The 21,259-nt window shown below is 64.5% G+C and carries 21 protein-coding genes; all 21 read right to left on the reverse strand.

All coding sequences use genetic code 11. The features are described 5' to 3' along the window. Positions 1-106 precede the first annotated feature (106 nt). The gene (locus tag Q8P46_04800; protein ID MDP2619480.1) at positions 107-793 is read right to left on the reverse strand and encodes an ABC transporter ATP-binding protein; all 687 of its coding nucleotides are present in this window, start codon (positions 791-793) and stop codon (positions 107-109) included. Positions 794-818: 25 nt separating this feature from the next. Further along, positions 819-2,084, reverse strand: a complete 1,266-nt coding sequence (locus Q8P46_04805; GenBank protein ID MDP2619481.1) for a lipoprotein-releasing ABC transporter permease subunit — start codon at positions 2,082-2,084, stop codon at positions 819-821. Positions 2,085-2,110: 26 nt separating this feature from the next. Continuing rightward, positions 2,111-3,430: a proline--tRNA ligase gene (locus Q8P46_04810; protein MDP2619482.1), complete on the reverse strand. Its 1,320-nt coding sequence runs from the start codon at positions 3,428-3,430 to the stop codon at positions 2,111-2,113. A gap of 465 nt (positions 3,431-3,895) precedes the next feature. Further along, complete coding sequence (locus Q8P46_04815; protein ID MDP2619483.1) at positions 3,896-4,156, reverse strand: DUF1467 family protein; 261 nt, start codon at positions 4,154-4,156, stop codon at positions 3,896-3,898. 16 nt (positions 4,157-4,172) lie between these two features. Further along, on the reverse strand, positions 4,173-4,577 hold the full coding sequence (gene mce, locus Q8P46_04820) for a methylmalonyl-CoA epimerase (GenBank protein ID MDP2619484.1): 405 nt from the start codon (positions 4,575-4,577) through the stop codon (positions 4,173-4,175). 72 nt (positions 4,578-4,649) lie between these two features. Further along, the gene (locus Q8P46_04825; GenBank protein ID MDP2619485.1) at positions 4,650-6,326 is read right to left on the reverse strand and encodes a ribonuclease J; all 1,677 of its coding nucleotides are present in this window, start codon (positions 6,324-6,326) and stop codon (positions 4,650-4,652) included. Further along, positions 6,327-7,130 carry a biotin--[acetyl-CoA-carboxylase] ligase gene (locus Q8P46_04830; protein ID MDP2619486.1) on the reverse strand — a complete coding sequence of 268 codons (804 nt, stop codon included), beginning with the start codon at positions 7,128-7,130 and terminating at the stop codon, positions 6,327-6,329. It abuts the gene before it with no gap. Positions 7,131-7,134: 4 nt separating this feature from the next. After that, positions 7,135-8,571, reverse strand: coding sequence for an NADH-quinone oxidoreductase subunit NuoN (gene nuoN / locus Q8P46_04835; GenBank protein MDP2619487.1), 1,437 nt, complete (start codon positions 8,569-8,571; stop codon positions 7,135-7,137). A gap of 17 nt (positions 8,572-8,588) precedes the next feature. Continuing rightward, positions 8,589-10,100: an NADH-quinone oxidoreductase subunit M gene (locus tag Q8P46_04840; GenBank protein MDP2619488.1), complete on the reverse strand. Its 1,512-nt coding sequence runs from the start codon at positions 10,098-10,100 to the stop codon at positions 8,589-8,591. Further along, positions 10,100-12,040, reverse strand: a complete 1,941-nt coding sequence (nuoL, locus tag Q8P46_04845; GenBank protein MDP2619489.1) for an NADH-quinone oxidoreductase subunit L — start codon at positions 12,038-12,040, stop codon at positions 10,100-10,102. The genes Q8P46_04840 and nuoL overlap by 1 nt, the downstream gene beginning before the upstream one ends. Positions 12,041-12,316: 276 nt before the next feature. Further along, the gene (gene nuoK / locus Q8P46_04850) at positions 12,317-12,625 is read right to left on the reverse strand and encodes an NADH-quinone oxidoreductase subunit NuoK (protein MDP2619490.1); all 309 of its coding nucleotides are present in this window, start codon (positions 12,623-12,625) and stop codon (positions 12,317-12,319) included. Between the two features lie 21 nt (positions 12,626-12,646). After that, positions 12,647-13,261, reverse strand: a complete 615-nt coding sequence (locus Q8P46_04855; protein MDP2619491.1) for an NADH-quinone oxidoreductase subunit J — start codon at positions 13,259-13,261, stop codon at positions 12,647-12,649. 39 nt (positions 13,262-13,300) lie between these two features. Continuing rightward, a complete protein-coding gene (nuoI, locus tag Q8P46_04860) occupies positions 13,301-13,792 on the reverse strand; it encodes an NADH-quinone oxidoreductase subunit NuoI (protein MDP2619492.1) in 492 nt (163 codons plus the stop codon). Positions 13,793-13,802: 10 nt separating this feature from the next. After that, positions 13,803-14,072 (reverse strand): hypothetical protein, encoded by a 270-nt coding sequence (locus tag Q8P46_04865; GenBank protein ID MDP2619493.1) that lies wholly within the window; start codon positions 14,070-14,072, stop codon positions 13,803-13,805. Positions 14,073-14,086: 14 nt separating this feature from the next. Continuing rightward, positions 14,087-15,151 (reverse strand): NADH-quinone oxidoreductase subunit NuoH, encoded by a 1,065-nt coding sequence (gene nuoH, locus Q8P46_04870; GenBank protein MDP2619494.1) that lies wholly within the window; start codon positions 15,149-15,151, stop codon positions 14,087-14,089. Beyond that, positions 15,144-17,258 carry an NADH-quinone oxidoreductase subunit NuoG gene (nuoG, locus tag Q8P46_04875; protein ID MDP2619495.1) on the reverse strand — a complete coding sequence of 705 codons (2,115 nt, stop codon included), beginning with the start codon at positions 17,256-17,258 and terminating at the stop codon, positions 15,144-15,146. Before nuoG ends, nuoH begins: the two co-directional genes overlap by 8 nt. 57 nt (positions 17,259-17,315) lie before the next feature. After that, positions 17,316-17,522 carry a hypothetical protein gene (locus Q8P46_04880; GenBank protein MDP2619496.1) on the reverse strand — a complete coding sequence of 69 codons (207 nt, stop codon included), beginning with the start codon at positions 17,520-17,522 and terminating at the stop codon, positions 17,316-17,318. Positions 17,523-17,533: 11 nt separating this feature from the next. Then, entirely contained in the window at positions 17,534-18,838 is a 1,305-nt protein-coding gene (gene nuoF / locus Q8P46_04885; protein ID MDP2619497.1) for an NADH-quinone oxidoreductase subunit NuoF, read from the reverse strand. 14 nt (positions 18,839-18,852) lie between these two features. Beyond that, complete coding sequence (gene nuoE / locus Q8P46_04890; protein MDP2619498.1) at positions 18,853-19,563, reverse strand: NADH-quinone oxidoreductase subunit NuoE; 711 nt, start codon at positions 19,561-19,563, stop codon at positions 18,853-18,855. Continuing rightward, a complete protein-coding gene (locus Q8P46_04895) occupies positions 19,560-19,934 on the reverse strand; it encodes an endonuclease domain-containing protein (GenBank protein ID MDP2619499.1) in 375 nt (124 codons plus the stop codon). Before Q8P46_04895 ends, nuoE begins: the two co-directional genes overlap by 4 nt. A gap of 131 nt (positions 19,935-20,065) precedes the next feature. Beyond that, positions 20,066-21,256: an NADH-quinone oxidoreductase subunit D gene (locus tag Q8P46_04900; GenBank protein ID MDP2619500.1), complete on the reverse strand. Its 1,191-nt coding sequence runs from the start codon at positions 21,254-21,256 to the stop codon at positions 20,066-20,068. Between the last annotated feature and the right edge of the window lie 3 nt (positions 21,257-21,259).

Raw genomic sequence — 21,259 nt, forward strand, 5'->3', positions numbered from 1 at the left:
GCACCCCATGGTTTTCGCTGAACGAGCATAGGCAAAATAACATTTGCGTTATCAATGGAAGGGGCCACAAGAACAAGGGCTTAGGTCCAATCGAGCGGCGGCCGCTTTAGTCCCGGATGCGGCCATCGGCGAGCGTTACCGTGCGGTCCATCTTTGCGGCAAGATCGTAATTGTGGGTGGCGATCAGCGCCGCAAGCCCGGTCTGCCGCACAATCCTCATCAGGGCTTCGAAAACCCGCTCGGCGGTCTTCGGGTCGAGATTGCCGGTCGGCTCGTCGGCAAGCAGGAGCTGCGGCGCGTTGGCGACCGCCCGGGCGATGGCGACGCGCTGCTGCTCGCCGCCGGAAAGCTCCGACGGCCGGTGCTCGGTGCGCGCGGCAAGACCCATCATCACCAAGAGCGCCTCGGCACGCTCGCGTGCGGCGTCCTTGCCGAGGCCGGCGATGCGCTGCGGCAGGACCACATTCTCCATCGCCGTGAACTCCGGCAGCAACCGATGCGCCTGGTAGACAAAACCGATATCGCGCCGGCGCAGCCGGGTGCGCTCGGCATCGTTCAGCGCCGAGCAATCGGCACCGCACAGCTTGACCCAGCCGGCAGAGGGGCTTTCCAGCAGTCCGGCAATGTGCAGCAATGTCGACTTTCCGGCGCCGGAGGGACCGACCAGCGCAACCGCCTCGCCGGCCCTGATCGACAGGTCGGCGCCCTTGAGCACTTCGATGGTGGTGGCGCCCTGACCATAGATGCGGCGAATGCCGTTCAGGCGCAGGGTCTCCGCCGTCGCGGCGGGCATCGCAGCGACGCGCTTCTGGCTCAACTCATTCATCGCGCAGCGCCTCGACGGGATCGAGCCGGGCCGCCCGCCAAGCCGGATAGAGGGTGGCCAGGAACGACAGGATGAGCGACATCGCCACGACCATGGCCACTTCGCTTGGATCGAGCTCGGCGGGAAGCTGGCTAAGATAGTAAAGCTCCGGCGAAAACAGCTCGGTGCCGGTGAGGCCCGACAGGAACTGGCGCAGGGTCTCGATGTTGAGGCACACCAGGAGGCCGAGCCCGAAACCGGCCGATGTGCCGACGACGCCGATGCTGGCGCCGGTGATGAAGAAGATCCGCATCACCGCCCCCTGGGTCGCGCCCATGGTGCGCAAAATGCCGATGTCCGGCCCCTTGTCCTTGACCAGCATGATCAGCCCGGAAACGATGTTGAGGGCCGCGACCAGGACAATCAGGGTCAGAATCAGGAACATGACATTGCGCTCGACTTCCAGCGCCGAGAAGAAGGTGCGGTTGCGCTGGCGCCAATCGACGACGAAAACCGAGCGGCCGGCTGCGGCCTCCACGGCGCGGCGATAGGCATCCATATCGTCGGGGTCGGCGACGAGGATCTCGAGCGCCGTCACCGTGTCGCCCTTGTTGAAAAAGAGCTGCGCTTCCTCCAACGGCATGAAGACGAAGGTCGAGTCATATTCCGACATGCCGATCTCGACGGTGGCGAGAAGCTTGTAGCTTTTCACCCGCGGCGCGGTGCCGAAGGGCGTCGCGGCGCCGCGCGGCGCGATCAGGGTTACATTCTCGCCGACGATGAGACCGAGGCTTTCGGCAAGCCTTGAGCCGAGGATGACCCCCTCGCCGCCGTCGAAGCCCTCGAGCGTGCCGTTGCGCAGATGGCCCGCGATCGCTTTCAGCTTGGCGAGGTCGTCGGCGCGCACTCCGCGCACCAGCGCGCCGGTGGCGTTGAGCGGCGAGGAGGCCATCGCCGGCCCTTCGACCGAGGGAACCACCGACTGGATGCCCTCCAGCGCCGCCAGCCGCTCGGCAACCACGTCGTAATCGGAAAACGGCGTATCGATGCCGCGCACCACCATATGTCCGTTAAGGCCGAGGATCTTGCCAAGAAGCTCGCTGCGGAAGCCGTTCATCACCGACATGACGATGATCAGCGTGGCGACGCCCAGCATGATGCCGAGGAAGGAAAAACCGGCGATGACGGAGATGAAGCCCTCGCGGCGCCGCGCCCGCAGATAGCGCAGGGAGATCATCCATTCGAAGCCTGAAAAAGGTCTGGTATCGGCTGCGGCCATGTCGTGCCTGTCTTTCCCGCCTCCCCTCAGCAAGTCAATTGGGCAACGGCTTGGTCCGGCGTCAGCGTGACGCGCTCGCCGCTCGCCCGCCGCCTGATTTCGACCTTGCCGGCGGCAAGCCCGCGCGGGCCGACGATGAGCTGCCACGGCAGACCGATCAGGTCCAGGCCCTTGAATTTGGCACCGGCGCGCTCGTCGCTGTCGTCATAGAGCACTTCCACGCCGGCCTTTTCAAGGCGGGAATAGAGTTCCTCGCAGGCCTTGTCGGTCGCTTTGTCCCCCGATTTCAGGTTAACCAGCCCCACCTTGAAGGGCGCAACCGCCTCCGGCCAGATGATGCCCGCCTCGTCGTGGCTTGCCTCGATGATGGCAGCGACCAGGCGCGAAACGCCGATGCCGTAGGAGCCCATCTCGGCCGGCACCTGGGCGCCGTCGGAGGTCTGGACCAAGGCACGCATGGGTTCGGAATATTTGGTGCCGAAATAGAAGATATGGCCGACCTCGATGCCGCGGGCCGACACCTGCCGCGCGGTCGGCACCTCGGCGGCAAAGCCAGCCGCGTCGAACTTGTCGTCGGTCGCCGCGTACCGCTCCGTCCAAGTCTTGACGATGGATGAAAGGTCGCCCTCATAGTCGACATCCTCGCCGGGAACGGCCATGTCGACCAGCTCCCTGTCGCAATAGACCGCGCTCTCGCCCGTGTCGGCGAGAATGATGAATTCGTGGCTCATATCGCCGCCGATGGGGCCGGATTCCGCGGCCATCGGGATCGCCTTGAGGCCGAGACGATCGTAGGTCCGCAAATAGGCGACGAATTGCCGGTTGTAGGAGCGCCGCGCGGCCGCGTGGTCGACGTCGAAGGAATAAGCGTCCTTCATCAGAAATTCGCGCCCGCGCATGACGCCGAAGCGCGGCCTGACCTCGTCGCGGAACTTCCACTGGATGTGATAGACGAGCTTGGGCAGATCCCGGTAGGAACGCACCGAGACGCGGAAAATGTCGGTGATCATCTCCTCGTTGGTCGGGCCGTACAGCATCTCGCGCTCGTGGCGATCGCTGATGCGCAGCATTTCCTTGCCGTAATCCTCGTAGCGTCCGCTTGCCCGCCACAGGTCGGCCGGCTGAATGGTCGGCATCAGCATTTCGACGAAACCGGCGCGGTCCTGCTCCTCACGGACGATCTGTTCGATCTTGCGCATCACCCGAAAACCAAGCGGCAGCCAGGAATAAATGCCGGCGGACTCCTGGCGAATCATTCCGGCGCGCAGCATCAGCCGGTGCGAGACGATCTCGGCTTCCTTCGGGGTTTCTTTCAGGGTTGGCAGGAAATAGCGGGACAATCGCATGGCGAGTCCGGTTCTGTGGAAGGGCGGCGAAGTGAAACCTTATTGGGAGCGCAAAACAAGCCCCCTCGATGCGGCCTTCCTCGCCGAACGCCAAAGAAGGGCGTTCGAGCGCCGTTCGGGACCTCATGACGGGGAACTGCGTCAGCCTTTTCACGGGGGCTCGGACCACAGCCGGACCTCGACCCTAAATATGCGTTGGAATGGCGCAGAGGTGGCGAAAAAACGTGACAAGAGCAAGGGGTCAAGCTATTCTTACAAATGTGAAAGACTGGGTGATCGGCCCATCAAGTTCCGCTGCCGCGGAACCGGGTCCAGGCCCAAGTCGAGGGAGGAGAGGAACGCGATAGCCGTTATAATCAGTACGGTACGCGATAGAGGAAATTTCGCGAGGCACTTTGCCTCGCTTCTTTTTTTGCGATTGCAGGTCGCGGCGGCCCATTTGCATCGGTTTCGCGGACATGGCATTCAGCCAGCGGCCTTGTCGGGCAGCGAGAAATCCAGCCAGCCCTGCGCCTGCACGACATAAACCAGCGCGAAAACGATCGCCGACACGAAAGTCGTGATCAGCATCTTCCTGCCAAGTTGCGGGTGAACCGGGGCGCTTTCCGGGCTGCCGGGCTCGACCGTTCCCGCCTCCGCCTGCGTGCGCACGCCCCAGGGCAGCACCGCGAACAGCACCAGCCACCAGATGACGAAATAGACGGCAAGCGCTCCGGGCAGGCTCACGGTTTGAAACCCCTCGTCATGCCTGTTCGAGCTCGACCAGGGTGCCGCAGAAATCCTTCGGATGCAGGAACAGTACCGGCTTGCCATGGGCGCCGATCTTGGGATTGCCGTCCCCGAGCACCCGCGCGCCCGCGGCCGTCAGCCGGTCGCGGGCAGCCGCGATGTCGTCGACCTCGTAGCAGACATGGTGGATGCCGCCGGCCGCGTTGCGTTCGAGAAAGGCCGCGATCGGCGAATTTGCGCCCAGCGGCTCCAACAGCTCGATCCTGGTATTTTCCAGCTCGATGAATACGGTGGTGACGCCATGATCGGGCTGCGCCACGGGGGCCGAGACCTTGGCGCCCAGCGTGTCGCGGTAGACGGCGCTCGCCGCTTCAATGTCGGGAACGGCGATGGCGACGTGATTGAGGCGGCCGATCATGGGCGGTCCTTGGGCTCGATGCCTGGCAAGAGACGTTATTAGTTGAGCCTATGTCGGCGGGCAAGGCAGGCGCTACACCTGCGTCACCAGGACCTCGCAGACCGGGCGCTTGCCCCAGGCTTCGGCGACCGCGGCACGGGCCGAGCGGCGCACCGCGGTTTCGATCAGTTCGGGATCCTTCCGCCGCGCCTTGGGGATCGAGTCGATGGCGCCATCGATGGCATCGAGCACCAGATCGTGGACCGAGCGACCTTCGGCATCCGCGTCGGGAATGCCGATGAGCCTGGCCTCGGGCGGCGCCACCAGCTCCCCCTTTGCCGTCACAACGACGCTGACGCCGATAAAGCCGACAAAACCCAAGCGCCGGCGCAGGCGCAAGCTGTCGTCGTCCTCGCGAACGATGATGCGGCCGTCCCTGTGCAGCCTTCCGGAAGGCAGCTCGTCGATCTTCTCGGCCGGCGCCGGCCAAAGCCGCACCAGATCGCCATTATAGGCGGTGACAACCTCCTTGACGCCGAGACGGGCGGCGATGCGGGCGTGAGCCTGTAGATGGAGCGCCTCGCCGTGTACGGGAATCGCGGCCTGCGGTTGCAACCACTGGTACATTTGTTCCAGCTCGCCGATGCGCGGATGGCCGGAGACATGGACCAGATCGTCGGCGTCGGTGACGATCTCGATGCCGGCGCGGGCGAGCGCGTTCTGGACCCGGCCGACCGCCTTCTCGTTGCCGGGGATGGTGCGCGAGGAAAAGATCACCCGGTCGCCTTTGGCCAGCTCCACATTGCGGTACTCGTTGAAGGCGATGCGGGCAAGCGCAGCGTTCGGCTCTCCCTGGCTGCCGGTCACCAGCGCCACCACCTCCTCGCGCCGCAGATGGCCGAAATCCTGCTCGGAGAGGAATTCTCCGACATCGTTGAGATAGCCGGTCTCCTGGGCGATGGCGATGATCCGGTCGAGCGCCCGGCCGACGACGACGACGCGGCGGCCCGCGGCTACCGCGGCCCGCGCCGCCGAGCGCAGGCGCGCCACATTGGAGGCGAAGGCGGTGACGATGACCCGCGCCGGCGCCCCGGCGATCAGCCGTTTCAGCGTCTCGTAGACGTCGCCCTCGCTGGGAGAGACCCCGGCGCGCAGGGCATTCGTCGAATCGCAGATGATGGCCCGGCAGCCCTCCTGCCCGAGCGCCTTCAGGCGGGCGACGTCGGTCGGCGCGCCGATCTGCGGCGTCGGATCGATCTTCCAGTCGCCGGTGTGATAGACGCTTGCTCCGGGCACGGTGATGACGAGGCCGTTCGGCTCGGGGATCGAGTGGGTCACGGTCACATATTCGACCGTGAACGGGCCAAGACTAAGGGTGGCGCCGAGCGGCACCTCATGCACCGGGACCGGGGGGCCGGGATGGGCAAGGTGCTCGAGCATCTTGGCGCGCAACAGACCGGCGGCGAAGGACGTGGCATAGACCGGCGCCTGGAGGCGCGGCCACAGATCGATCACGGCGCCGAGATGATCCTCATGGGCATGGGTCAGGAGGATGGCGAGGAGATTGTGGCGTTCGTCCTCCAGGAAGCGGGTATCCGGCATGATCACCTCGATGCCGGGCTGCCTCTCGTCGGCGAAGGCGACGCCGAGATCGACGGCGATCCATTTGCGCGATCGCGCAGGACCGAAGCCGTAAAGGCTCAGATTCATGCCGATCTCGCCGGCGCCGCCGAGCGGCGCGAACACCAGTTCCTCGTTGCCACGCGCCATTCAGCGCAAACCTTGCGGCGACGGATCGGAAGCAGACCCGGCAGGGGCGAAAAATACTTCGCCGGCGGCGATGTGCCGAAGCGCGCCATCGGCACCGCGCACCGCTAGCGCGCCGTCGGGGCCGAGCGCCTCGAAGATGCCGCGGATCTCGCGGTTCGGCAGCCGCACCGTGATGGCTGCGCCAAGGCCCGCCGCGCGGGCGAGCCACGCACTTCGGATGGCCGCAAACCCCTCCCCCAATGTCCAGGTCTCATACGCGGCGCTGAATTCCGCCGCTAGTACGCCGAACAGACCGGCCGGCAAGACCGGGGCGCCTTCGCTCGCAAGATCCGTCACCGGATAGTCGACGCCCCCCGGGTGACTGGCGCAGTTGACGCCGAAGCCGATGACAAGGGCATCGAGCGACGCACCGGCTGCAGCCCTGCTTTCAAGCAGGATGCCGGAAACCTTGCGGCCGGAGATCAACAGATCGTTGGGCCATTTGAGAGCGAGCTTGCCTGCAACGGCAGGCGCTGCCACGGCGATGGCGTCGTAGAGGGCCACGGCGGCGACAAAGGAGAGCTCGCCGGCCCTGGTCGCCGGAACGGGCGGGCGCAGCAGCACGCTCGCATAGAGATTGCCCCGCTCCGACGTCCAGGCCCGGTTGCGCCGGCCGCGGCCCTTGAGCTGGCGCTCGGCGACGATCCACAGATGCCCGGCCTCGCCTGCCTCAGCGCGGCGAAAGGCCTCCGAACTCGTCGAATCGATGGATCCAAACTGCAGGACCCGCGGCTGGTTGAATGCTCCGGATCGGCGACGGCGCATCGCTTTAGAACAGCGACCTGGCGGCATTCTCGGCCGCCGCGATCAGCGGGCCGGGAAAGACGAAGAACAAGAGCATGAAGGCGCTCGCCAATGCGAAAACCATACCGAGCTCGCCGGGCATCGGCTCGAACGCCTCGGCCGGCTCGTCGAAATAGATGATCTTGACGATCCGCAGATAATAGAAAGCGCCAACGACGCTGGCGAGAACGCCGATCACGGCAAGCGTATAGAGCTGCGCCTCGATGGCCGCGAGGAAAACGTAGAACTTGGCGGCGAAGCCGGCGAGCGGCGGAATCCCGGCGAGCGAAAACATCAGGATTGCCAGCAACATGGCCATCAGCGGCTGGCGCCTGGCGAGGCCGGCCAGCTCGTCGATGTCCTCGACCATCCCCTCGCGCCGGCGCATGGCTAGAATGCAGGCGAAGGTGCCGACCGTCATCGCCATATAGATGACCAGATAGAGGATCACCCCGGTGACGCCGGCCTGGCTGCCGGCCGCAAGGCCGACCAGCGCATAGCCCATATGGCCGATCGAGCTGTAGGCCATCAGCCGTTTGATGTTGGTCTGCCCGATGGCGGCAAACGCCCCGAGTACCATGGAGGCAATCGAGATGAACACCACGACCTGCTGCCATTGCGGGGTGGCGGCCGGAAAGGCGGTGATCATGGCGCGCACAATGACCGACATGGCGGCGATTTTCGGCGCCGCGGCGAAAAATGCCGTGACCGGCGTCGGTGCGCCCTCATAGACGTCCGGCGTCCACATGTGGAAGGGCACGGCGGAGACCTTGAAGGCCAGCCCCGCGAGCAGGAAGACGAGGCCAAAGACGAGCCCGGTCGAGACGCCGTCCCTCGCCGCCGTGGCGATGCCGGCGAACTCGGTCGTGCCGGTGAAGCCGTAGATCAGCGAGGCGCCATAGAGCAGCATGCCGGAGGCGAGCGCGCCGAGGACAAAATATTTGAGCCCCGCCTCGGTGGCCCGCGTCGAATCGCGCTGGATCGCGGCGAGCACGTAAAGCGACAGGCTCTGCAGCTCCAGTCCCATGTAAAGCGCGATCAGATCGTTGGCCGAGATCATCATGAGCATGCCGAGGGTGGCCAGCAGCACGAGGATCGGGAACTCGAACCGCACCGCCTTTTCGGCGCGGAAATAGCCGATCGACATGATCAGCGCGATGAATGAGCCAAGGAGCGCCAGCACCTTCATGAAGCGCGCAAAATCGTCGACCACGAAGGCATCGCCGAATGTCGTCATGCGGTTCGCCGGCAGCAGGATCACGCAAGCGGCGGCGAGCGCCAGTAGCGTGAGCGCCGGCGCGTTGACCAGATCGCGCTTCGCCGCGGGCCAGATGACGCCGAGCATGAGCAGCCCCAGAGCGCCGAGCGCCAGCAGCATCTCCGGAATTACCGGAACCAGATCGGGAACGGCGATGGGGGCCATGTGCTGTCGATCTCCTGTCAGCGCACCGCGACGCTGACCGCGTCGGCGGCGGCGAGCGCTGCTTGGTAATTGTCGATCAGGTTCCGCACCGAGACCTCCGTTACGTCGATGAGCGGCGAGGGATAAAAGCCGAACAGGACGGTGAGCAGGATCAATGGCGCCATGACTGCGACCTCGCGCGGAGTCATGTCGGTGATCAGCTTCAGGCTCTCCTTTTCCAGCGCCCCGTAGACGACGCGGCGGTAGAGCCACAGCGCATAGGCCGCCGACAGGATGACGCCGGTCGTAGCCAGGAACGCGACCCATGTGTTGACCTTGAAGGCCCCGATCAGCGTCAGGAGCTCGCCGATGAAGCCGCTCGTGCCGGGCAATCCGACATTGGCGAGCGTGAACACCATGAAAGTGAAGGCATAGACCGGCATGCGGTTGACGAGACCGCCATAGGCGGCGATTTGGCGCGTGTGCATGCGGTCATAGACAACGCCGACGCAGAGGAACAAAGCGGCCGAGACGAGGCCGTGCGAGAGCATCTGGAAGATGCCCCCCTGCAAGCCCTGAAAGGTCAGGGTGAAAATGCCCATGGTCACGAAGCCCATATGGGCGACCGACGAATAGGCGATCAGCTTCTTCATGTCGTCCTGCATCAGCGCCACCAGCGAGGTGTAGATGATGGCGACCACCGAAAGGGTGAAGACGAACGGCGTGAAAACGTCCGACGCCAGCGGAAACATCGGCAGCGAGAAGCGCAGGAAGCCATAACCGCCCATCTTCAGCAGAATGGCGGCAAGGATGACCGAGCCCGCCGTCGGCGCCTCGACATGGGCGTCGGGAAGCCAGGTGTGCACCGGCCACATCGGCAGCTTGACGGCGAATGAGGCGAAGAAGGCAAGCCACAGCCAAGTCTGCATATTGCCCGGAAACCGATGCGCCAGCAGCGTCGGGATGTCGGTGGTGCCTGCCTGCCAATACATTGCCATTATGGCGAGCAGCATCAGAACGGAGCCTGCCAGCGTATAGAGGAAGAACTTGAAGCTGGCATAGACGCGCCGCTGGCCGCCCCAGACGCCGATGATCAGGAACATCGGGATCAGCCCGCCCTCGAAGAACAGGTAGAAGAGCACCAGGTCGAGCGCGGTGAAGACGCCGATCATCAGCGTCTCGAGCACCAGGAAAGCAATCATATATTCCTTCACCCGGTCGGTGATCGCCTCCCAGCTCGCCAGGATGCACAGCGGCATCAGGAAGGTGGTCAGAATGACGAACAGCATCGAGATGCCGTCCACCCCCATGTGATAGGCGATGGTGCCGCCGAGCCACTCATAGCGCTCGACGAACTGGAACTCGGCGGTGCCCGGATCAAAGCCGATCCACACGGTAAGCGACAGAAGGAACGTGATCGTCGTCGTCATCAGCGCGATGCGCCGCGCTGCCGTGTCGGCCGCCTCGTCGCGGCCCCTTACGACGAAGATAAACGCTGTCCCGACCAGCGGCAGCCAGGTGATCAGCGAGAGGATCGGCCCGAAGGACATCAGTGCACGCCTCCCCAGAACATGTACCAGGTGATCAGCGCCGCGACGCCGATCAGCATGGCGAAGGCATAGTGATAGACATAGCCGGTCTGCAGCCGCACGGCGCCGCGGGTGACGTCGAGGACCCGCGCCGAGATGCCGTCAGGCCCGAAACCGTCGATCAGCCAGCCGTCGCCCTGGCGCCACAGGAAATGGCCGAGGCCCTTGGCCGTGCGTACAAACAGGAGGTCGTAAAGCTCGTCGAAATACCACTTGTTGAGCAGGAACAGGTAGACGGGCCGGAACCATCTGGCGAGTACCGTTGGCAGGCCGGGGAAGAGGATATAGCAGCCCCAGGCGATGACGAAGCCCGCCGCCATCATCACCGTCGGCGACCAGAAGACCCACTCCGGCACGTGATGCATGGCTTCCAGGATCTCGATGCCGCCGGCCGCCGCCAAGGATTCGCGCCAGAACGGCTCGAACCCCTCGCCGATGAACAGGCCCTCGAACAGGAAACCGGCGAAAAGCGCGCCCGCCGCCAGCACGCCGAGGGGAACCAGCATGACCAGCGGCGATTCATGGACGTGGCCGAGCACCTCGGGCGAGGCGCGCGAGCGGCCGTGGAAGGTCATGAAGATCAGCCGCCAGGAATAGAGCGAGGTCAGGAAGGCGGCGATCACCGTCGTCAGGAAGCCGTAATAGGCCCAGTCGGAGCCCGCCGCGTAAGCCGCTTCGATGACCGCGTCCTTGGAGAAATAGCCGGCGGTCAGCGGGAAGCCGGTGAGCGCCAATGTACCGATCACCATCAGCCAGTAGGTGGCCGGAATGAGCCGTCTCAGGCCGCCCATGTTGCGCATGTCCTGCTCGTCGGACATGGCATGGATGACCGAGCCGGAGCCGAGGAACAGCAGCGCCTTGAAGAAGGCGTGGGTGAACAGGTGGAAGATGCCGACCGAATAGGCGCCGACGCCGAGCGCCACGAACATGTAGCCGAGCTGCGAGCAGGTCGAATAGGCGATGACCCGCTTGATGTCGTTCTGGGCGATGCCGACGGTGGCGGCGAAGAAGGCAGTGGTGGCGCCGACGATGGTGACCATCATCAGCGCCGTTTCCGACAGCGCGAACAGCGGCGACAGCCGCGCCACCATGAAGACGCCGGCGGTGACCATGGTCGCGGCATGGATCAGGGCGGAGACCGGGGTCGGACCCTCCATGGCGTCGGGAAGCCAGGTGTGCAGCAGGAACTGCGCCGACTTGCCCATGGCGCCCATGAACAGCAGCAGGCAGATGACGGTGATGGTGTCGACCTGCCAGGACAGGAAGGTCATGGTTCGCAGGCTCTCCGGCAATAACGGCGCGTTGGTGAAGACCTCTTCGTAGGAAATGGTGCCGAAGACGAGAAAGATGGCGAAAATGCCCAGCGCGAAGCCGAAATCGCCGATGCGGTTGACGATGAACGCCTTGATCGCGGCGGCGTTGGCGGACGGCCGCAGATACCAGAATCCGATCAGCAGATAAGAGGCAAGTCCGACCCCCTCCCAGCCGAAGAAAAGCTGCAGAAAATTGTCCGCCGTCACCAGCATCAGCATGGCGAAGGTGAACATCGACAGATAGGCGAAGAAGCGCGGCCGGTGCGGGTCGTGCTGCATGTAGCCGATGGAATACCAGTGCACCAGGCCGGAAATGGTGTTGACGGTAGCGAGCATGACCACGGTCAGGGTGTCGATGCGGAAGGCCCAGTCGACTTGCAAGGCGTCGGACGTAAGCCAGCGCGCGACCGTGATGCGCGCCGTCTCCGCTCCGAAGCCGACATCGAAAAAGGCGTACCAGGATAGAATGGCGGAAAGGGTGACCGCGAAGCAGGTGACCAGTTCGGCGCCGCGCGCGCCGATGAACCGGCCGAAGAATCCGGCGATGATCGCGGCGATGAGCGGCAGGAAGACGATGGCCGAATACATGCCTAGCCTAGGGCCTGTTGACAGTTATGTTGCGGGACTGGCGGGAGCCGATTTTTCCGCCCGCCAGGAGCAGGCGCCGCCGTGGTGCCATCCCACCACAAGGCGTCTTCGACGCCGCCGGCGGGAAAAGGGGCCCCGTCCCTGCGGGATTTGGCGCAATCGGCGCGAGGCGGCGTCCCTCGTCCTCGAATATGCGCTGCATGTCCATCGTCCTCACTCCTGGCCTCGCACCGATTTCGCTCAAACCAGACCTCGCAAGATAACTGTCAACAGGCCCTACCCTTTCAACATGTTGATATCCACAACCGCGATCGAGCCGCGGTTGCGGTAGAAAACGACCAGGATGGCCAGCCCGATGGCGGCTTCCGCGGCAGCCACCGTGAGCACCAGCATGGCGAAGACCTGGCCGACGAGGTCGCCGAGATGGGCGGAAAAGGCGACCAGGTTGATGTTGACGGCCAGCAGCATCAGCTCGATCGACATCAGAATCACGATGACGTTCTTGCGATTCACGAAGATGCCGAAAATACCGAGCGTGAACAGGATCGCGGCGACGGCGAGATAGTGCGACAGACCGATGATCATGTGCCTCTGATCCCCCTCGTCTCAGATGCCCTTGCCGGGCTCGACCTTCTTGATTTCGATGGCGGTCGCCGGGTCGCGCGCAATCTGCTCGGCGACGCTCTGGCGCTTGACGCCGACCTTATGGTGCAAGGTCAGCACGATGGCGCCGACCATGGCGACCAGAAGGATGAGGCCGGCGGTCTGGAAGAAATAGACGTATTTCGTGTACAGGATGCGGCCGATTGCCTCGGTATTGGAGATGTCGGCGATGGGCGGCGTCGGCGCCGCGATCATCTCGGCAAACTGCGGCGCGAGCACCCAGGACCCGACGACGAGGAACAGCTCGACCAGCAGCATCAGGCCGATCAGCGCGCCGATCGGCAGATATTGCAGGAATCCCTGTTTGAGCTCGACAAAGTCGATGTCGAGCATCATCACCACGAACAGGAACAGCACAGCCACCGCGCCGACATAGACGATGAGCAGGATCATGGCGATGAACTCCGCCCCCATCAGCACGAACAGGCCGGCGGAGTTGAAGAAGGCGACGATCAGGAACAGGACCGCGTGCACCGGATTGCGCGCGGCGATCACCATCACGCCGGCGGCGAGGACGAGGGCGGCGAATAGATAGAAGAAGACCCCGGTCAGGATCATGTGCTGTCGCGCCCCCGTATCATCCCCTGCCCGGCCGGTTCACTTGTACGGCGCGTCGAGCGCCAGGTTCTGGGCGATCTCGCGCTCCCAGCGGTCGCCGTTGGCGAGCAGCTTTTCCTTGTCGTAATAAAGCTCCTCGCGCGTCTCCACCGAATATTCGAAGTTCGGTCCCTCGACGATGGCGTCGACCGGGCAGGCTTCCTGGCAAAAGCCGCAATAGATGCACTTGACCATGTCGATGTCGTAGCGAGTGGCGCGCCGGGTGCCGTCGTTGCGCCGCGGGCCCGCCTCGATGGTGATCGCCTGGGCCGGGCAGATCGCTTCGCAGAGTTTGCAGGCGATGCAGCGCTCCTCGCCGTTGGGATAGCGCCTCAGCGCGTGCTCGCCGCGGAAGCGCGGGCTCAGATGCCCCTTCTCGAACGGATAGTTGATGGTCGGCTTGGCCCTGAAGAAATAGCGCATCGACAGGACGAACGCCAAGACGAACTCCTTGAGAAACAGCGCGTTGACGGCTTGGGTTATCCTGCTCATCCGACCGCTCCTAACCCCCCGCCGCGATGCCGAAATTCGGCAGGACAAGCCGCCCCACCACATAGCCTACGATGGGAAGGGCGACGAAGCAGGACAACAGGAAGGCAGCCCGCAGGACCGGCAGCGAGGTGGCGCGCTTCCGCCCCTTCCAGGCGTCCTGGCGGGCGGACTCCTCGAGCTTGGGCACGATGAGAAGGGTAAAGATCAGCCAGTCGGCAACGCCGAAGGCAAGCCCCACGAGGCCGCCGATCAGTCCCGGGCCTTCGAATGCGCCGCTCATGTCCGCGCCCCTCCTCATGCCGCCCAGCCGGTCAGCTGCAGAACCAGCGCCACCACCGCCACCATGCCGAGCGACAGCGGCAGAAACACCTTCCAGCCGAGCCGCATGAGCTGGTCGTAGCGGTAGCGCGGCACAAAGGCCTTGACCATGGCGAACATGAAGAACAGGGCGCAGATCTTGATCGTGAACCAGATGACCCCCGGCACCCAGGTGAACGGCACGATGTCGAGCGGCGACATCCAGCCACCGAGGAACAGGATCGAGATCAGGGCGCACATCAGCACGATGGCGACATATTCCCCGAGCATGAACAGCAGATACGGGGTGGAGGAATATTCCACCATGTAGCCGGCGACGAGCTCCGATTCCGCCTCCGGCAGGTCGAAGGGCGGCCGGTTGGTCTCGGCGAGCGCCGAAATGAAGAAGACGATGAACATCGGAAACAGCGGCAGCCAGAACCAGTTCAGGAAGCTGAGCCACGGCAGGCCGATCATGTCGGCAAGCCCGGTCTTCTGGGCGACGACGATGTCGGTCAGGTTGAGCGAGCCGACGCACAACAGGACGGTGATGATGACGAAGCCGATGGACACCTCGTAGGAGACCATCTGGGCCGCCGAGCGCAGCGCGCCGAGGAACGGATATTTCGAGTTCGAGGCCCAGCCGCCCATGATGATGCCGTAGACGCCGAGCGATGAGATGGCGAACAGGTAGAGGATGCCGACATTGATGTCGGCGATGACCAGGACCCTGCCGTCGATCCATTCGCCGACCGGCACCACGGCCCACGCCGACAGCGCCAAGACGGTGGTCACCAGCGGCGCCAGCAGGAACACGCCCTGGTTGGCGCCGGAGGGGATGATCGGCTCCTTGAGCACGAATTTGATGAAATCGGCGAAGGACTGCAGCACGCCCCACGGGCCGACGACATTGGGTCCGCGGCGCATCTGCACCGCCGCCCAGATCTTGCGGTCGCCATAGAGCAGGAAGGAGATGGCGATCAGCAGCACCGTCATCAGCACCAGGCTCTCAATGGCGATGATGAGCGCCGGCAGGATGTAGGTCCAGAAGATATCAGCCATCGGTGCCCGTCACTTCCGTGGAGCGTCCCCGCGCCAACCCGCTCAGTTCGGCCATGACGGCGGAGGCGCGGGCAATGGGATTGGTGAGATAGAAATCGGCGATCGGACCCGTGAACGGCGCCTTGTCGGTGTGCCCGCCCGCCTTGGCGAGCCGCGTGACGTCTGACGGATCGCCGGGCAGAATGGTGTCGATATCGGCAAGATGCGGGTGCGCCTCATACATCGCCGCGCGCAGGGCCTCGAGATTGTCGTAAGCAAGCCTGTGGCCGAGCGCTTCGGACAGCGCTCGCAGAATCGCCCAGTCCTCGCGCGCGTCGCCCGGCGGGAAGGCGGCGCGGGCGGCAAGCTGCACCCGCCCCTCGGTATTCACGTAAGTGGCGGACTTCTCGGTATAGGCGGCGCCCGGCAGAATAACGTTGGCGCGGTGGGCGCCACGGTCGCCATGGCTGCCCTGATAGACGATGAAGGCGTCGCCAAGCCTGCCGGCGGGAATCTCGTCGGCGCCGAGCAGGAAGACCATGTCGATTTCGCCTTTCGCCGCGCCCTCCAGGATGCCGGCGGTATCGCGCCCGCTTGGGCCCGGCACGAGACCGAGATCGAGCCCGGCAACGCGGGCAGCCGCGGTATGCAGCACCGAAAACCCGTTCCAGCTTTGCGAAACGGCCCCGAAACCGGTCGCGGCCTTGGCGGCAAGGCTGAGGATTGCAGCGCCGTCGGGACGCGCGAGCGCCCCCTGGCCGACGACGATAAGCGGCCTTTGCGCCTGCTGCAGCAGTTTGGCGAAGCGGCCATTGCCGTCGGCAAGGTCGGCGAGGGTGTCGGCGCCGGCGCCGAGATAGTCGTAGTCATAGGTCAGATCGACCCCGCCCCCGGCGACGCCGCCGATGACGCCGATGGGAAAATTCCCCATGCGCCAGCGCTTGCGGATGCGGGCGTTGACCAGGGATGCCTCGATACGCGGGTTCGTGCCGACCAGCAACAGCGCATCGGCCGCCTCGATGCCCTCGATGGTGGCATTGAACAGGTAGCCGGCGCGACCGAAAGCCGGGTCGAGGGCCGCGCCGTCCTGACGGCAGTCGAGGCTCGAAACATCGAGCCGGCCCATCAGGTCCTTGAAGGCAAACAGCTCCTCGGCGCTCGCCAGATCCCCGGCTATGGCGGCGATCCTGTCAGGCGCCGATTTCCCGACCGCTTCGGCGATGGCGGAAAACGCTTCCGGCCAGCTCGCCGGCCGCAGCTTGCCGCTCTTGCGCACATAGGGCTGGTCGAGGCGCTGGACCCTCAGACCGTCGCAGACGAAACGGGTCTTGTCGGAGATCCACTCCTCGTTCACCTGCTCGTTGAGCCGCGGCAGGATGCGCATCACCTCACGGCCGCGGGTGTCGACGCGGATGTTGCTGCCGACCGCATCCATCACGTCGATCGATTCGGTCTTGTCGAGCTCCCACGGCCGGGCTGCGAACGCATAGGGCTTGGAGGTCAGCGCGCCGACCGGGCACAGGTCGATGACGTTGCCCTGCAATTCCGAGCCCATGGCGCTTTCCAGATAGGTGGTTACCTCCATGTCCTCGCCGCGGCCGATGGCGCCGAGGTCCGGAACGCCGGCGACCTCGGTGGCGAAGCGGATGCAGCGGGTGCAATGGATGCACCGGGTCATGATGGTCTTGACCAGCGGGCCGATATACTTGTCCTCCACCGCGCGTTTGTTTTCGTGGAAGCGCGAAGAGTCGATGCCGTAGGCCATGGCCTGGTCCTGCAGATCGCACTCCCCGCCCTGGTCGCAGATCGGGCAGTCGAGCGGATGGTTGATGAGCAGGAACTCCATCACCCCCTCGCGCGCCTTCTTGACCAGCGGCGAGTTGGTGCGGATGTCGGCCGGCGAGCCGTCGCGGTTAGGGCGCAGCTCATTGACGGAGAGTGCGCAACTTGCCTGCGGCTTCGGCGCGCCGACCCATTCGACCAGGCACATGCGGCAATTGCCGGCGATCGACAGCCGCTCGTGGAAACAGAAACGCGGGATCTCGGCGCCGGCCATCTCGCACGCCTGCAACAGCGTGATGCCGCTCGGGACCTCGATCTCCTGGCCGTCGATCTTCAGGATTGGCATGAGCGTTTCCATCTAATCCCTGCTACCGTCCGACAAATCGTCAAACTTGATGCCCGCTTAAGTCGCCCGGCCGCCGCGCGGCCAGTCGGCATAGGCGAGAATCCACAGAAAGATCACATTCACGAGGGGAATGACCGCCACCATCGACCACCATTGGTTGAAGCCCAGCCGCCCCAGGATCCTGGCGATCGGAATCACCAGCACCAGGATGTAGACGATCAGCCAGAAGAAACCGAATCCACCACCATATCCATTCCACATCATGGTCCGTCCTCCTATTCCGCCGCTTGCTTGACCCGGCCTTCCGCCTTCGAGCTGGCGGCATGACTGTCGATACGCGCCTCGATCTCATCGCGGAAATGGCGGATGAGCCCCTGCACCGGCCAGGCGGCGGCGTCGCCGAGCGCGCAGATCGTGTGACCCTCCACCTGCCGGGTTACGTCCATCAACATGTCGATCTCGCGCTTTTCCGCTTCGCCGCGCGCCATCCGCTCGAGGACCCGCCACATCCAGCCGGTGCCTTCGCGGCACGGCGTGCACTGGCCGCAGCTCTCATGCTTGTAGAAATAGGCGATGCGCGAAATGGCGCGGATGATATCGGTCGACTTGTCCATGACGATGACGCCGGCGGTCCCAAGCGCCGACTTCTTGTCGCGCAGACCGTCGAAATCCATGCGCAGCTGGCCGCATTCGCCGGCCGGAACGCAAGGCACCGACGAGCCGCCGGGGATGACCGCGAGCAGATTGTCCCAGCCGCCGCGCACGCCGCCGGCGTGCTTGTCGAGAAGCTCGCGCAGGGTGATCCCCATCTCCTCCTCGACATTGCAGGGCTGGTTGACGTGGCCGGAAATGCAGAACAGCTTGGTGCCGGTATTGTTGGGCCGGCCGATGCCCGAAAACCAACTCGCGCCGCGGCGCAGGATTTCCGGAACCGCGGCGATGGTTTCGACATTGTTGACCGTGGTCGGCGCGCCATAAAGGCCGACATTGGCCGGAAACGGCGGCTTGAGGCGCGGCATGCCCTTCTTGCCCTCGAGGCTTTCGAGCAGCGCCGTCTCCTCGCCGCAGATATAGGCGCCGGCGCCGTGATGGATGAGAATGTCGAAATCCCAGTCATGCACGTTGTTCTTGCCGATGAGCTTGGTCTCGTAGGCCTCATCGATCGCCTTCTGCAGCGCCTCCCGCTCGCGAATGAACTCGCCGCGCACATAGATGTAGGCGGTGTGCGCGCGCATGGCGAAGCCGGACATCAGGCTGCCTTCGATGAGGATGTGCGGATCGTGGCGCATGATGTCCCGGTCCTTGCAGGTGCCGGGCTCAGATTCATCAGCATTGACAATGAGATAGTGCGGCCTGCCATCGGACTGCTTGGGCATGAACGACCATTTCAGTCCGGTCGGAAAGCCGGCGCCGCCGCGGCCGCGCAGTCCCGAGGCCTTGACCTCCTCGATGATCCAGTCGTGGCCCTTTTGCAGAATCGTCTTGGTGCGGTTCCAGGCGCCGCGTATTTTCGCCGCCTTCAGGCCGGGGCTGTGGAGGCCGTAAAGGTTGGTGAAGATGCGGTCCTTGTCGCTAAGCATCGTCTGGTTCGCCTTCACTTCGCCTTGCCCGGCTTCACGGCCGGCTTTCTTGCCGGAGCCTTCCGTGCCGGGGCCCTCCTGGCTGCCGTTTTCGCCGCGACCGCCTTCTTTGCGCCCGTGGCTGCGCCGTTCAGCAGCGTCGTCAGGCCGCCTGCCGGCTCCGACGAATGCCGCGCACTCTGCGGCCCCGGCTTCGGCTTCTTGCCGGCCGCCAGTTGATCCAGGATCGTTTCGAAGATCTCCGCCGTCAGGTCCTCATAGGTGTCGCTTGCGACCTGGATCATCGGCGCGTTGACGCAGGCGCCAAGGCATTCGACCTCCTCCCAGGAGAAGTCGCCGGCGGCGGAGAGCGCATGCGGCTGCTCGGCGATGCGCTTCCGGCAGACCTTGATGAGCTCGCCTGCGCCGAGCAGCATGCACGGCGTCGTGCCGCAGACCTGCACATGCGCCTTCCGGCCCACCGGCTCGAGATGGAACATGGTGTAGAAGGTGGCAACCTCCAGCGCCCGGATATAGGGCATGTCGAGCATGTCGGCGACGTAGCGGATCGCCGGCTCGGGCAGCCAGCCCTGGTGTTGCTCCTGGGCGCGCCACATCAGCGGGATCACGGCGGAGGCCTGCTTGCCGGCCGGGTATTTCTTGATCTGCGCCCTCGCCCAGGCGAGATTCTCGCGCGTGAACGCGAACTTGGCCGGCTGCTCCGGGTGGAGACGTCGCACGCTCACCGGTCGACCTCCGTCTCATTCCCTCCCCCTGCAAGGGGGAGGGTCAGGGTGGGGGTCCTGGTGTTGCCCGCCAATTGCAGAACTTCGCGACGAATGGCCTCCAGCACGCCGTCAAACCCGTTCATCACGTCGCCATTCCAGAATCTCAGCACCCGGATACCTTTGCCTTTGAGCCAGTCCTCACGACGCACGTCTCTTTTCAACACTGCCGGTTCACCGTGCTGTCCGCCGTCGAGCTCCACCGCCAGCGCAAGAGGCGCGCAATAGAAATCCAAGACATAGCGGCCGACGGGATGCTGGCGACGAAACGAATGGCCCTCCATTTGTCCGCCTTTGAGCGAGCGCCACAGTCTCCGTTCCGCGTCGGTCATATCTTGCCGCAGTCGTCGCGCGGACGCGGTCGCAGCGCGAGTGCGCGTGAAGCGTCGACCAACCCCCACCCGGCCCTGCGGGCCGACCTCCCCCTTGCTGGGGGAGGTTCTTCCAGTGTCTCCCGACACGCTCACCGATCGACCTCCCCGAAGACGATATCGATGGTGGCGATAATCGCCGTCATGTCGGCCAGCATGTGGCCCTTGCTGAGGAAGTGGATCGCCTGCAGATGCGGGAAGCCGGGCGCGCGGATCTTGCAGCGGTAGGGCCTGTTGCTGCCGTCGGAGACCAGATAGACGCCGAATTCGCCCTTCGGCGCCTCGACGGCGGCGTACACTTCGCCCTCCGGCACCCGGTAGCCCTCGGTATAGAGCTTGAAGTGGTGGATCAGCGCCTCCATGGAGCGCTTCATCTCGCCGCGCTTGGGCGGCACGATCTTGTGGTCGGGGTGGGAGACCGGCCCCGCCCCTTCCGGCGAGTTCAGCTTGTCGATGCATTGGCGCATGATGCGGATCGACTGGCGCATCTCTTCCAGGCGAATCAGATAGCGGTCGTAGCAGTCGCCGTTTTTGCCGACCGGGATGTCGAAGTCGAGCTCGGAATAGCACTCATAGGGCTGCGCCCGGCGCAGGTCCCAAGCGGCGCCCGAGCCGCGCACCATGACGCCGGAAAATCCCCGCGCCCAAGCCTCGTCGAGCTTGATGACGCCGATATCGACGTTGCGCTGCTTGAAGATGCGGTTGTCGGTGAGCAGCACCTCGATTTCGTCGACCGCCTTCAGGAACGGATCGCAGAATTCGCCGATATCGTCGACGAGCTTCTGCGGCAGGTCCTGATGCACCCCGCCGGGTCGGAAATAGGCGGCGTGCAGGCGCGCCCCGGAGGCGCGCTCATAGAAGATCATCAGCTTCTCGCGTTCCTCATAGCCCCACAGCGGCGGGGTCAGCGCGCCGACATCGAGCGCGAGCGAGGCGATATTGAGGAGATGCGACAGCAGCCGGCCGATCTCCGAATAGAGCACGCGGATGAGCTGGCCGCGCTTGGGCACGGTGATGCCGAGCAGCCTTTCCACGGCGAGCGCAAAAGCGTGCTCCTGGTTCATCGGCGCCCAATAGTCGAGCCGGTCGAAATACGGAATGGCCTGCAAATAGGTCTTGTGCTCGATCAGCTTCTCGGTGCCCCGGTGCAACAGGCCGATATGCGGGTCGCACCGCTCGATGACCTCGCCGTCGAGTTCCATCAGCATGCGCAGCACGCCGTGGGCCGAGGGGTGCTGCGGGCCAAAATTGATGGTGAAGTTGCGGATTTCGGCCTCAGCCACGGG

It is taken from the genome of Hyphomicrobiales bacterium (assembly GCA_030688605.1).
GTDB lineage: Bacteria > Pseudomonadota > Alphaproteobacteria > Rhizobiales > NORP267 > JAUYJB01.